At 66.0% G+C, this 12,715-nt stretch carries 9 protein-coding genes; 6 read left to right on the forward strand and 3 right to left on the reverse strand.

Translation table 11 applies throughout. From position 1 onward, the window contains the following. Positions 1 to 51 precede the first annotated feature (51 nt). From E1181_RS26265 to folP, 4 genes are all read left to right on the forward strand, one after another. Positions 52 to 2,526: a GcvT family protein gene (locus tag E1181_RS26265; RefSeq protein ID WP_132678793.1), complete on the forward strand. Its 2,475-nt coding sequence runs from the start codon at positions 52 to 54 to the stop codon at positions 2,524 to 2,526. 140 nt (positions 2,527 to 2,666) lie between these two features. Beyond that, positions 2,667 to 3,287, forward strand: coding sequence for a cyclodeaminase/cyclohydrolase family protein (locus tag E1181_RS26270; protein WP_132678795.1), 621 nt, complete (start codon positions 2,667 to 2,669; stop codon positions 3,285 to 3,287). Next, positions 3,284 to 4,162: a bifunctional 5,10-methylenetetrahydrofolate dehydrogenase/5,10-methenyltetrahydrofolate cyclohydrolase gene (locus E1181_RS26275; protein ID WP_132678797.1), complete on the forward strand. Its 879-nt coding sequence runs from the start codon at positions 3,284 to 3,286 to the stop codon at positions 4,160 to 4,162. Before E1181_RS26270 ends, E1181_RS26275 begins: the two co-directional genes overlap by 4 nt. Next, positions 4,159 to 5,028 carry a dihydropteroate synthase gene (gene folP / locus E1181_RS26280; protein ID WP_132678799.1) on the forward strand — a complete coding sequence of 290 codons (870 nt, stop codon included), beginning with the start codon at positions 4,159 to 4,161 and terminating at the stop codon, positions 5,026 to 5,028. The genes E1181_RS26275 and folP overlap by 4 nt, the downstream gene beginning before the upstream one ends. A 17-nt stretch (positions 5,029 to 5,045) precedes the next feature. Here folP and E1181_RS26285 read toward each other — a convergent pair whose 3' ends face one another. Continuing rightward, positions 5,046 to 5,720, reverse strand: coding sequence for a GntR family transcriptional regulator (locus tag E1181_RS26285; protein WP_132678813.1), 675 nt, complete (start codon positions 5,718 to 5,720; stop codon positions 5,046 to 5,048). A 112-nt stretch (positions 5,721 to 5,832) separates the two neighbouring features. Here E1181_RS26285 and E1181_RS26290 point away from each other — a divergent pair, with 112 nt between their 5' ends. Together E1181_RS26290 and purU are read left to right on the forward strand one after the other, a co-directional pair. Next, positions 5,833 to 7,206, forward strand: a complete 1,374-nt coding sequence (locus E1181_RS26290; RefSeq protein ID WP_132678801.1) for an L-serine ammonia-lyase — start codon at positions 5,833 to 5,835, stop codon at positions 7,204 to 7,206. Between the two features lie 10 nt (positions 7,207 to 7,216). Further along, complete coding sequence (gene purU, locus E1181_RS26295) at positions 7,217 to 8,065, forward strand: formyltetrahydrofolate deformylase (RefSeq protein ID WP_132678803.1); 849 nt, start codon at positions 7,217 to 7,219, stop codon at positions 8,063 to 8,065. An 880-nt stretch (positions 8,066 to 8,945) separates the two neighbouring features. Here purU and E1181_RS26305 read toward each other — a convergent pair. Beyond that, positions 8,946 to 10,334: an MFS transporter gene (locus E1181_RS26305; protein WP_132678807.1), complete on the reverse strand. Its 1,389-nt coding sequence runs from the start codon at positions 10,332 to 10,334 to the stop codon at positions 8,946 to 8,948. Positions 10,335 to 10,923: 589 nt separating this feature from the next. Further along, the gene (locus E1181_RS26310; protein WP_132678809.1) at positions 10,924 to 12,411 is read right to left on the reverse strand and encodes a GGDEF domain-containing protein; all 1,488 of its coding nucleotides are present in this window, start codon (positions 12,409 to 12,411) and stop codon (positions 10,924 to 10,926) included. Positions 12,412 to 12,715: the final 304 nt, after the last annotated feature.

A 12,715-nucleotide genomic window follows, 5' to 3' on the forward strand; every position in this document is an offset into this window, starting at 1 on the left:
GCATCCTCCGCGCGGTCACTCCAGACCGTTCAGTTAAGGAGCGCCCCCGCCATGAGCACCACCCCTCGTGTCGTCATCATCGGCGCCGGGATCGTCGGCGCCAATCTGGCCGACGAGCTCACCGAGCGCGGCTGGACTGAGGTCACCGTCCTCGACCAGGGACCGCTGCCCCTCACCGGTGGGTCGACGTCGCACGCACCCGGCGTCGTCTTCCAGACCAGCCCGTCCAAGACCATGACCGAGTTCGCGACGTACACGGTCGAGAAGTTCAGCAGCATCGAGGTGGACGGCGACCGGTGCTTCAACCAGGTCGGCGGGCTCGAAATCGCCACCACTCCGGAACGGCTCGCTGATCTGCACCGCAAGCACGGCTGGGCCACGTCCTGGGGCGTCCCCAGCGAGGTCGTCGGTCCGGAGCGGTGCGCGGAACTGCACCCTTTGCTCGACCGCGAGCGCGTGCTCGGCGGTCTGCACACGCCCACGGACGGACTGGCCAAATCGCCCCGAGCCGTCGCTGCCCTCATCCGCCGGGCTGAGGCGCGCGGAGCGGTGTTCCGCGGTTCGACCCGCGTGACGGAAGTCCTGCAGCACAACGGCCGCGTCGCCGGAGTGCGCGCGGACGACGGCGAGGAGATCGCCGCGGACGTCGTGGTCTCCTGCGCCGGTTTCTGGGGCAAGGCCGTCGGCGAGCTGGTCGGCATGAAGGTGCCGCTGCTCCCGCTGGCCCACCAGTTCGCGCGCACCGGGCAGATCGCAGAGCTGGTCGGGCGCAACGACGAGCAGACCGAGGCGAGCCTGCCTGCCCTCCGCCACCAGGACCGCGATCTCTACTTCCGGGAGTACAACGACTGCCTCGGCATCGGCAGCTACGCCCACCGCCCGATGCCGGCGCAGCTGTCGGAGCTGCCCGAGGTCGACGGCGACAACGTCAGCGAGGCGGCGATGCCCTCGATGCTGCCGTTCACCGAGGAGGACTTCGCCGCCTCGTGGGAGCACAGCATGGAGATCCTCCCGTCGTTGCGGAACGCGAAGATCGACTCCGGGTTCAACGGCGTCTTCTCCTTCACGCCCGACGGCGGTCCGCTGGTCGGCGAGTCGCCGGACGTCGCCGGGTTCTGGGTCGCCGAAGCCGTGTGGGTGACCCACTCCGCCGGTGTCGCCCGCGCCGTCGCCCAGCTGCTCGTGAACGGCCGCAGTGAGACCGAGCTCCACGGGTGCGACGTCAATCGGTTCGACGCGATTCAAACGACCGACGCCTACGTCGACGAGACCTCGCAGCAGAACTTCGTGGAGATCTACGACGTCCGGCACCCGCTGCAGCCGAGGTTCTCACCGCGGGAGCTGCGGGTGAGTCCGTTCCACGCGCGGCAGAAGGAACTGGGCGCGTTCTTCCTGGAGTCGCACGCCTGGGAGCGGCCGCACTGGTACGAGGCCAACGCACGCCTGGTGAAGGAGCTGCCGACCGAGTGGCAACCGCCATCGCGCGATGCGTGGTCGGCGATGTTCCACTCGCCGATCGCAGCGGCCGAGGCGTGGAAAACCCGCACGGCGGTCGCCATGTACGACATGACCTCGCTCAAGCGCATCGAGGTCAGCGGCCCCGGGGCGGTGGCGTTCCTGCAGCGGCTGACCACCGGCAAGATGGACAAGTCGGTCGGCTCGGTGACCTACGCCCTGATGCTCGACGAGGCCGGAGGTGTTCGCTCCGACGTCACCGTGGCCAGGCTCGAGGAGCAGCTGTTCCAGGTCGGGGCCAACAGCAACCTCGACATGGACCACTTCCTGCGCGAGGCCCCGGACGACGGCAGCGTCCGGATCCGCGACATCACCGGCGGTACGTGCTGCATCGGTGTGTGGGGGCCGCTCGCCCGGGACCTGGTGCAGCCCTTGAGCGGTGACGACTTCTCCCACGAGGCGCTGAAGTACTTCCGCCTCAAGCACGCGCACATCGCAGGTATCCCGGTCACCGCGATGCGGCTGTCCTACGTGGGCGAGCTCGGATGGGAGATCTACACCAGCGCCGAGTACGGACAGCGGCTCTGGGACGCGCTGTGGGAAGCCGGGCAGCCGCTGGGCGTCATCGCCGCAGGCCGTGCCGCGTTCAACAGCCTCCGCCTCGAGAAGGGCTACCGGTCGTGGGGCAGTGACATGACGACCGAGCACAACCCCTACGAGGCCGGCCTCGGGTTCGCCTTGAGCAAGAAGAAGACCGAGTACGTGGGCTACGACGCGGTCGCCGACCTCAGCGCTGACACCGTCACCCGCCGCCTTGCGTGCCTGACCATCGACGATGGCCGCAGCGTGGTGCTGGGCAGCGAACCCGTCCTCGTCGACGGCGAGCCGGCCGGCTACGTGACGTCGGCGGCCTTCGGCCACACGATCGGCAAGCCGATTGCCTACGCATGGCTCCCCGCATCGGCCACGCCGGGAACCTCGGTGGAAATCCAGTACTTCGACCGGAAGGTGCGCGCCACCGTCGCCGTCGAGCCGCTCGTCGACCCGGAGATGACCCGCATCCGGCGTTAACCCCAAGCCGGGGTGCGCGGTCTGAAAAGGGTCGGTGGCCGCGCACCCCACCCAACCCCGTCGGTCCCGGAAGCGTTGCGGGACCGACGCCCGATTCCTGCTGTCACGTTCCCAGTCCGCAGAGAAGAAGGACCGATGCCATGCGCATGGAAACCCTCGAACGTTTTCTGGGCTCGCTCTCAGACCGGGTAGCAGCCCCGGGAGGTGGGGCGAGCGCCGGGTTGCACGCTGCTCAGGCCGCCGCCCTGGTCGGGATGGTCGCCCGCTACAGCGACGGCGAGAAGTACTCCGAACACGCCGCGACGATCACGGCGGTGCGGAACGACACCGATCAGCTGCGCGAGCTCGCACTGACGTTGGCCGAAGACGATGCCTCGGCTTTCGGTGCGGTGGGGGCGGCCTACGCGCTCCCGCGATCAACCGACGAGCAGAAGGAGGCCCGGTCGCGTGCGATCGCGGCTGCCCTGGTCGAGGCCAGCCGGGTGCCCGCACGGGTGGTCGCCGTTGCTGAGCAGGTCGTCGGCTTGGCCGAACAGCTGCTCCCGATCGGAAATCGCAACGTCATCAGTGACATCGCCGCTGCTGCGGAAGCCGCCCGTGCCGCAGCCTCCACCGCGCGCGTGAACATGGAGGTCAATCTCAACGGGATCAGCGGTGCGGAGGAGCGCAGCGAGCTGATCACTTCCATTGCCGAAGTGGACGACATCACCGCGCGTGCCGACAAGGTCACCGCCGCAGTGCGGGAGGTATTCGGACGATGACAGGACAACTCGTTTCCGATGAGCCGACCACGGCGGTGCTCAGCGGAGTGGCCCTCGCCAAGGAGATCCGTGCGGGAGTGACAGCGGCAGCGGAGGCACTCGCGGGAGCCGGCACACCGCCGCGCTTGGCAGTCGTCGTGGCCACGGACGACGAATCCACCGCGTGGTACGTCCGCTCGATCGCGAACGCCGCGTCCAAGACGGGAATCCGTTGTGACATCGTCGATCTCGGCCCTGAAGCGACGCCCGGCCAGATCCGCAGCCGGCTCACCGAGCTGAGCGCGGACACGTCGGTGCACGGAATCATGCTGCAGACCCCGCTGCCCGGCGGAGCGTCCGTCGAAGACCTGGCGGCTTCGATCGCCCCGGAGAAGGACGTCGACGGTGCCAATCCGGAGTCGCTGGGGCGACTCAGCGCCGGGATGCCCGCTTTCGTGCCGGCCACCGCCGCAGCGGTGCTGGAATTGCTGGACCATTACGAGGTTCCGCTCGCAGGTCGTCGGGCCGTTGTCGTCGGACGCTCCAATGTGGTCGGCAAACCAGCAGCCCAGCTGCTGCTGCAGCGCGACGCGACCGTGACCGTGTGCCACCGCCACACTCGTGATCTCGCCGCCCACACCCGCCCTGCTGAGATCCTGGTGGTGGCCGTCGGCCGGGTCGGCTTGATCGGCGCTGAGCACGTCAACCCCGAGAGCATCGTGATCGACGTGGGAACCAATCCGACAGCGGACGGCGGTTTGACCGGCGACGTCGACGAGGCGGAAGTGGCTGGTTCGGTGGCCGGGCTGACTCCGGTTCCCGGCGGAGTGGGGCCGGTGACGACGGCGCTGCTGCTTCGGCACACGATCGAGTCGGCTTCCCGGAGTCAAGCATGACAGGCCCGCTTCCAACTGCCGTCGCCCCGAGGGCTCCCGCAGCTGCTGTCGGGAAATCGCTGCGACTGCTCCGCGGTCCGCGCAAGCTGGTGTGCGGGATCCTCAACGTCACACCGGATTCGTTCTCCGACGGAGGCGCTTACTGGCACAGCGGCGCTGCCGTGTGGCGTGGACTCCGCTTGATCGAAGAGGGTGCTGACATCCTCGACATCGGCGGTGAATCCACTCGGCCGGGTGCGAGCCCGCCCAGCGTTGCTGAGGAGCTCGACCGCGTGGTGGGGGTCGTCGAGCAGCTGGCAGCGCAGACGGACGTTCCGCTGTCGATCGACACCTCGCGACCGGAGGTGATGCGGGAAGCCGTGGCCGCGGGCGCAACGTTGATCAACGACGTGCGTGCGCTCCGCCATCCCGGTGCGGTCGAGGTGGCAGCGGATCTGGGCGTGCCCGTGTGCCTGTCGCACATGCTCAGGCCACCGAACCTCATGCAGCACGACCCGAGCTACGACGACGTGCTCGTCGAAGTGGTCGCGTTCCTCCGGGAACGGATCGATGCGTGCGTGAGCGCGGGGATCCCGCGTGAGCACATCGTGATCGACCCGGGGTTCGGGTTCGGCAAGACCCTCGATCACAACCTGACCTTGTTGCGGTCGCTGAGCTCGTTGACCGAGCTCGACGCACCTGTGATGGCTGGTCTGTCCCGCAAGACGATGCTCGGCCAGATCACCGGACGGCCGGTCGAGGACCGGGAGGCGGCTTCGGTCGCCGCCGCCGTGCTGGCAGCGCAGCGGGGGGCGAAGGTGCTCAGGGTGCACGACGTGGCGGCCACGGTCGACGTGCTCAAGGTGCTCGACGCCGTCGAGGGGTGAGAAGAGGCGCCGGGCGGTCACATGATCGCCCGGATCGCCTTCTCGAATCCGGCGACGTGCTCTCCGGCGATCTCCTCGGCTTTCCGGCTCTCGCCGTCTGCGACGGCTCGCAACAGGCCGACGTGCTCGTCGACGTGCCGGTCGAAATGGGTGATCCGATCCAGGAACACGCAGAAGATCCGAGTGGCGAGGTTGTTGTAGCGCACCAGGGTGTCTTCCAGGTGGGGGTTGCCGGCGGCTCGGTAGATCGAGCGGTGCACCCGCAGATCCCACTGCATCAGCTCGTGGCGCGACTTGAGCATGACGTCGTCGTCCTGAATGGCGTCGGCCAGCTCGGTGAGCTTGACGCGCATTGCCTCGGGCGCGTTCTCGGAGGCGCGGCGGGCGGCCATCGGCTCGAGGTGCACGCGGATGTCGGAGATGTAGGCGAGGTCGGTGATGTCGACACCGGAGGCGAAGGTGCCGCGGCGCGGGTAGGAGACCACCAGCCGGTCCACCTCGAGACGCTTGAGCGCCTCGCGGACGGGCGTGCGGCCGATGCCGAGGGCTTCGCTCAGCGCCAGGTCGTCGATGGGGGACATCGGCGGGATGTCCAGCATGATCAGCTGGTCCTGGATGGCGGCGTACGCGCGTTCGGCCATCGAGGTGGGCGCTGGTGCGAGCTCGTGCGGGCCAGTGGTCACGGAGGTCATGTTAGGGGCTGGGATCGGCACGGACGCACACCACCATCGTAGATGTATCTATTACATGAGACTGATATATTAACAAGCATCTCATGGTATCGACGCGAACAAGGAGCCGCCGATGACCATTTCCGTGTTCGACCTGTTCAAGGTCGGGATCGGACCCTCGAGCTCGCACACGGTCGGCCCCATGCGCGCCGCTCATCTCTTCGTCACACGGCTCCACGAGTCCGGAGCGCTCGACCAGGTGGCGAGCGTGCGGTGTGAACTCTTCGGATCGCTCGGGGCTACGGGTCACGGCCACGGAAGCGTCAAGGCCGTCGTGCTCGGACTGTCCGGTGAGCAACCGCACCTGGTCGACCCGGTGGCCGCCGACCCCGCGGTCACGCGGGTACGCGAGGAGCATCGGATCAACCTCTGCGGAAAGCACGAGATCGTGTTCTCCGTCGATGACGACGTCGTCCTGCATCGCCGAAAGCGACTCGACTTCCACAGCAACGGCATGGTGTTCGTGGCCCGCGCGCCAGACGGAAGCGAGCTCGACCGGCGCGAGTACTACTCGGTTGGCGGTGGGTTCGTGCTCGATGAGGACGAGGCGGGACGACCGGTCCTCGTCGAGGACGAAACGGCAGTTCAGTACGCGTTCACCACCGGTGATGAGCTGCTCGCTCTGACCAAGGTGACCGGGCTGGACATCAGCGACATCATGCTCGCGAACGAGCTGTCCTGGCGGTCGGAGGAAGAGATCCGCGCCGGTCTCCTGCACATCTGGTCGGTCATGCGCGAGTGCGTGGAGCGCGGCACGCACGCCGAGGGGACGCTGCCCGGCGGGCTCAAGGTCCGCCGTCGCGCTGCGAAGCTGCTGGCCCAGCTGGAAATCAACGGGTACGAGGCGGACTCGCTGCACGCGATGGAGTGGGTCACGCTGTTCGCGCTCGCCGTGAACGAGGAGAACGCGGCAGGCGGCCGTGTGGTCACCGCCCCGACCAACGGAGCAGCCGGGATCGTGCCGGCAGTGCTGCACTACGGCGAGAAGTTCTTGTCCGACTTCAACGACGACGACGTCGTGCGGTTCTTGCTGACAGCGGGCGCCATCGGTGTGCTGTTCAAGGAGAACGCCTCCATCTCCGGCGCGGAGGTCGGCTGCCAGGGGGAGGTCGGTTCAGCGTGTTCGATGGCTGCGGCCGGGCTCGCCGAAATCATCGGCGGCACTCCTGAGCAAGTCGAGAACGCCGCGGAGATCGGCATCGAGCACAACCTGGGACTGACCTGCGACCCGGTCGGCGGACTGGTGCAGATCCCCTGCATCGAGCGAAACGCCGTCGCCTCGGTCAAAGCGATCACCGCAGCGAGGATGGCAGTGCGCGGTGATGGCGCGCACCACGTGTCGCTGGACAAGGCGATCAAGACGATGCGCGAGACGGGCGCGGACATGAAGGACAAGTACAAGGAGACCGCCCGCGGCGGGTTGGCTCTCAACATCGTGGAGTGCTGAGGAGATCCGCATGAGTCGCACCTTCACCCTCACCCTGAGCTGCCCGAACCGCACGGGCATCGTCCGCGCCGTCAGCGGCTACCTGTACGAACGAGGTTGCGACATCGGTGAGCACCAGCAGTTCGACGATGCCGTGCGCGACCGGCTGTTCATGCGCACCCAGGTCACGGCGCCGGATGGCGTCGACCTGGATGACTTGTCACGTGAGTTCGGGCCGGTGGCAGCCGAGTTCGAGATGACCTACGAGTTCAGCGCCAACGCGAACGCCCGGGTCCTGGTCATGGTCTCGAAGCTCGGTCACTGCTTGAACGACCTGATCTTCCGCTGGCGTGCCGGAAGCCTCGGCGCCGACATCGTCGCGGTGGTGTCCAACCACGAAGACCTGCGCCCGATGGCAGATGCCGCCGGATTGCCGTTCGTGCACGTCCCGGTCACCCCGGAGACGAAGGAAGCTGCGGAGGCACGCCTGCTGCAGCTGGTGGACGAGTACGGCGCCGAACTGGTGGTGCTGGCGCGGTACATGCAGATCCTCTCCGACGAGACGAGCAAGGCCCTGCACGGCCGTGCCATCAACATCCACCACTCCTTCCTGCCAGGGTTCAAGGGCGCCAAGCCCTACCACCAGGCGTACGACCGCGGCGTGAAGCTGGTCGGTGCCACCGCGCACTACGTCACCTCAGATCTGGACGAAGGCCCCATCATCGAGCAGGAGGTCATCCGCATCGACCACACCTACGACCCCCGTGCGCTGCAAACCGTGGGACGTGACGCCGAGGCGCTCGCGCTGTCCCGCGCGGTGCGCTGGCACTGCGAGCGCCGGGTGTTGCTCAACGGCCACAGCACGGTCGTCTTCCCATGACCGCTGTGCCGTTCCCAGGCGGTCCCGACGACGGCATCGAACGATGCCGGGCAAGCCCATGCCGACGTGGAAGCCATTCGTTGCCCCGTCCGGGAATTGACTTCTGGTCGCACGCGAAGGCGGTTCACGGTGGCGATGAGCGTTCACGACGTACCAGTCGTCGCGAGTGATTCGTTCCGACCGTTGGCAGTCCTCGACCGGGAAACCGGTGGCGCATGACTGCCGGAGCGGCTGAGGCGCATTGAGGCGCTGCTCGTTTCGACGATCTCCGTGCGGGCACCGCACTCCGGTTCCCGGCAACCGTCAGGCGTGCTGATCGCGCACCAGCCGGAGGGGGTGGCACCGGTTCTCGGCCTGGTGCACCGGGCTAGGTCGAACGGTCGGTGGTCCTTCGGGTTTCTGGCGTACGAGGCTGCGGCAGGACTTGATCCCGAGCTCGCGGTCCACCCTCTGCAGGAAGGGTTGCCGCTGGCCTGGTTTGGAATCGCGGAGCCGCCAACGCAGGTCCCGCGGTGATCAGCCGCGTCGAGACGGGTGACTTCGACGTGCGGTGGAAGCCGGAACGTGATGATCGTTGATTTGATGCGCAACGATGTCACGCAGGTCGCGGTGCCGGGGAACGTCAGGGTCCCGTCGTTGTTGTCCGTGGAGCCCCAGGAGATCGCACCACGTGGATGACCACCGAGGAAAGCTGACTACCACTGGAAGTCAGACGCTGCTCCGGTTCCGTCCCGAAATGTGAGCGAGAGGTGCTCGGCGCGTGGCATGAGCGCCAGTCCCGCATCGCCGGACGCCGGACGTGGACGTGTGCGCGGCGATCGACGAGGTGCCTCGCGCGGAGCAAGGCACCTCGTAGCGGTGTTGGGAGGACCGGGCTTCGCTAGCACCTCTCAGATCGCTCGGCCGGCTCTTCGACTGCTGCGGGGGATCCCGGAAGTGGTTGGTTGGCGGACTCCTTGGTGAACCAGACCGAGATCGCGCCGATGGCGCCTGCCCCCATGAGATACCAAGCGGGCCACATGACGTCACCGGTGGTGGCGATCAGCGCGGTCATGACCGAGGCAACGGTGCCGCCGAACAGGGACACGGAGGTGTTGAAGGAGATGGACAGCGCACCCTGGCGGACACCGGTCGGGAACAGGGCCGGCAGGGTCGAAGGCATGGTGGCGCTGAACACCACGAGCATGAGACCCATGATCAGGAGGCCGGTGAAGACAGTGCCGGTGGTGTTGTGCTGGATGAGCAGCACGGACGGAACCGACAGCACCGCCAGGGCGATGCATCCGCTGAGGGCCACGGGCTTGCGGCCGACGCGGTCCGAGAATCGCCCGATGAAGGTGATGACGATCAGCATGATGCCCATGACGGCAATCTGCAGCAGGTAGGACTCGGTCTCCCCGATGTTCGGTGGCAGCACGTCGGAGAGGTAGGTGGGCATGTACGAGGTCAGCATGTAGTTGGTGACGTTGAAAACCAATACCAGCCCGCCGCACTGCAGCATGGCCGGCCAGTGCTGCTCGAAGATCGTCCGGAGCGCCTTCTTGGCGTGCTGCTCCTTGCGGTCGGCATCTTCGACGAGTTTCGCGAATGCGGGAGTCTCCTCCAGCTTCATGCGCAGGTACAGACCCACGATTCCCAGCGGTCCGGAGATCAGGAACGGGATTCGCCATCCCCACGACAGCAGATCTGCTTCGGACAGCGTCGCGTTGAGGACCATGACGACGACTGCGCCCAGGATGTAGCCGACCAGAGTGCCGAACTCCAGCCAACTGCCCAGGAAACCACGGCGTTTGTCAGGTGCGTATTCGGCGATGAAGGTCATCGCTCCGCCGTACTCGCCACCGGTGGAGAAGCCCTGCACCAGCCGGGCGATCAGCAACAGCATCGGAGCGGCGATCCCGATCGTGCTGTAGCTGGGGATGATCCCGATGCAGAAGGTGCCGACCGCCATCAGGATCATCGTCGTGGAGAGCACACGGGTTCGTCCGATGCGATCGCCCAGCAGCCCGAAGAACACCCCGCCCAGCGGTCGTACGAGGAAGGCCGCCGCGAAGGTGCCGAAGGTCGCCAGCAGCTGCGCGGTCGGGCTCGATTCGGGGTAGAAGACCTTGCCGATGGTGATCGCCATGTAGGCGAAGACCCCGAAGTCGAACCACTCGGTGACGTTGCCGACCGCTGCGGCGGTGACCGCACGCTTGACCAGCGATGGAGCGACAACTGTGGAAGAGGAATGCGTTGTGTGTTTTTCCGTTGGAACTTCCGCTGACATGGTGTTCGGCACCTGGCGCGGTGCCGCCTCCTTTCAACGATGGGTTCCTGAAAGGCCATTGGGGCCGGTCAGGCGAAATCGGCGTTGGAAATGCCGAGAAAAGCCGCTTGAAGGGCTGATCTCGCGCGTTGCGTCCGCAGCTCGTATCCGGCCGCGGACGCATCCGCCTGGTCAGCACTGGCTGTGCTGCCGTGGCTCACGCCGAACTTTCGTTTGTTGCGCAGTGGGGAACATGGCTCGCTGAATGCAACAGCCTTGCCTCGCTCGATGGCCCTGTCAAGGGCGGCAGCGGCCCGAGGAGCACTTTGACCACCGGGCTTTAGTGCTCTGACCTGCGTAAATATAGATCAATTGGGATCGAAGATTGATATATCAATCGTCGATCAGCCTGTCCGGATGGGATGCCATGCGCTTGACGTCGGCTTTGCGGATCCGGATGATGCATCGGCGGCGAGGCTGCTCTCGGGCTTCGGCACAGGGGATGAGCGCGGTCTCCCCGAATGGTGGCCGCGCCGCGCAGGCCGGGTTGCCGGAACCAGTGCGCCGTGTCTGCCCTGAGGTCATGCTGAATTCGTCAACATCACTGCGGTCAAGGTTTTATTCTGATCCCATTGCGCCCAGCGGCCTTCGCCTGGTACATGGCCTCATCAGCGCGAGCGAGAGCCTCGTCCGGACTATCATTCTTGCCCAATCCAACGTAGCCCAAGCTCGCGCTGACCGTGCAGGAGGGGCCGTTCAGCGAGACGGGTTCGTCGAATGTCTCCTGAATTCTCCTGCTGAACTCTTGAGGATTTTCAGGGGCAGGGTCAAGGAGGATCGCGAACTCATCGCCGCCCATGCGTGCGAACGTATCCGTCCGACGAATGCAGGCGCGAACGCGAGCTACGACCGTGCGCAACACGGTGTCCCCCGCCTCGTGTCCCAGTGCGTCGTTGACTTCTTTGAAGTGATCCAAGTCGGCGTACAGGAGGCCGAGGCGCCGAGGCTGCTGATCCTGGGACAGGGCCTTGTCGAGACGGAGCAGCAGGACGTTCCGCGTCGACGCCCCGGTGAGAGGATCATGGTTGGCCTGGTAGCTCAGTTGCCGACGGGCTGCGTGCAGCTGACGAAGCGTGATGAGCTGTCGCACGATCACCAGCGCCACCACGGTGATGAGCGCGTACACCTCGCCGACCTGCGGATCACCGGTTGAGATCGTCGTGAACAGCGTCCATCCGCACACGGCGGCGAACGGTACGTACGGCACGAATAACAAGGGTGTTCGCGGACCTGTTCGCGGATGTCTCCGACTGCGCGCCGGCGCGGCGAACAGGAGCAGCACCGGGCCCACCATATAGCCGATATCTGCCACTAGTGGAGGAATCGAATAATTGGCGATGGCGTAGACGTACACCGAATCTGATAAAGCGATAGCAGCAAGGCCGGACACCAACCAGACAAGCGGAAAACGAAAGGCCCGGTACAGTGCAATCGACAGCAGAACTGCGATGATGATCAGGGTTAGGTGCGCCAGGGTGTAGGAAGCCACCACAAGGAGTCTGCCCGCGCGGACGGTGTCGGCTTGCTGAATCACGCTGAAAGCTACTTTCCAGCTCAGTGCTAACACACTTCCCGCTATGATCAGTCCGTCGAGCACGACGACCACACGCGATGGGGCCACTTCGTGTTCTTCAACTGAATCCTGGTCCTTCTTCGTCAGGACGAACAGGGCCAAGAACGAAAACAGCGGAAGCCCGAGATACAGTGCGTTCGCAGTATTCGGGAAGGTCATCGGATCGATGCTGCGGTACCAAGTCCACAGCGCGTGCGCAGTGGCGAAGCAGGCGAGTGCCAAGACCATCAACCATCGCCAGCGTCGCTCGTCGCCTGTCCGGCTCCACCCGGTCCACGCGAAGGTCGTGGCAGCTGCAACGGCGGCCAGCACGCCGGTCAAGTCTCCGACGAGCTGGCTGACCGCAGTCCCAAGCAAGCCCGAGAGCACCAGTGCAACGGCAGCAACATTCGCGACGGCAACCGCAGCAAGGTTGGCGACGGTCGTGCTGACCGCCGCCAGGTACCTGGGGTGTCGTTCGTGCATGCTCGCACCGCACCTGGCGTTCCGGACGTGAGGTCGTCACGCCAGAACAGACGATTGGGCTAGCCATTCGGCCCCGCTTTCACAATAGCGCCCTACATCCGATCGGTCGCGGCTTTGTGCCGCGTGCCCGACAGGCGCGGCTGGGTCAGTCGTGTGCCAGATCGGGCGCGGAGCGCGCTAGGAGCTGTTTAGGAACGTGGGGCCCGGTGGTTGAACATAGTGAGGTCTCCGGTAGATGGATCAGCGACGAAGAAGATCAACATCTATCCGGAGACCTCGGTGGGAAGCGTATCGGTTGGCGCGC

Origin of the sequence: Saccharopolyspora terrae, from assembly GCF_004348435.1 — a bacterium.
GTDB classification, from domain to species: domain Bacteria; phylum Actinomycetota; class Actinomycetes; order Mycobacteriales; family Pseudonocardiaceae; genus Saccharopolyspora; species Saccharopolyspora endophytica.

Excerpts from the sequence above, each read along its gene's own strand:
- E1181_RS26265 (WP_132678793.1), top strand. The coding sequence starts at position 52 with ATGAGCACCACCCCTCGTGTCGTCATCATCGGCGCCGGGATCGTCGGC.
- E1181_RS26270 (WP_132678795.1), top strand. The coding sequence starts at position 2,667 with ATGCGCATGGAAACCCTCGAACGTTTTCTGGGCTCGCTCTCAGACCGG.
- E1181_RS26275 (WP_132678797.1), top strand. The coding sequence starts at position 3,284 with ATGACAGGACAACTCGTTTCCGATGAGCCGACCACGGCGGTGCTCAGC.
- folP (WP_132678799.1), top strand. The coding sequence starts at position 4,159 with ATGACAGGCCCGCTTCCAACTGCCGTCGCCCCGAGGGCTCCCGCAGCT.
- E1181_RS26285 (WP_132678813.1), bottom strand. The coding sequence starts at position 5,720 with ATGACCTCCGTGACCACTGGCCCGCACGAGCTCGCACCAGCGCCCACC.
- E1181_RS26290 (WP_132678801.1), top strand. The coding sequence starts at position 5,833 with ATGACCATTTCCGTGTTCGACCTGTTCAAGGTCGGGATCGGACCCTCG.
- purU (WP_132678803.1), top strand. The coding sequence starts at position 7,217 with ATGAGTCGCACCTTCACCCTCACCCTGAGCTGCCCGAACCGCACGGGC.
- E1181_RS26305 (WP_132678807.1), bottom strand. The coding sequence starts at position 10,334 with ATGTCAGCGGAAGTTCCAACGGAAAAACACACAACGCATTCCTCTTCC.
- E1181_RS26310 (WP_132678809.1), bottom strand. The coding sequence starts at position 12,411 with ATGCACGAACGACACCCCAGGTACCTGGCGGCGGTCAGCACGACCGTC.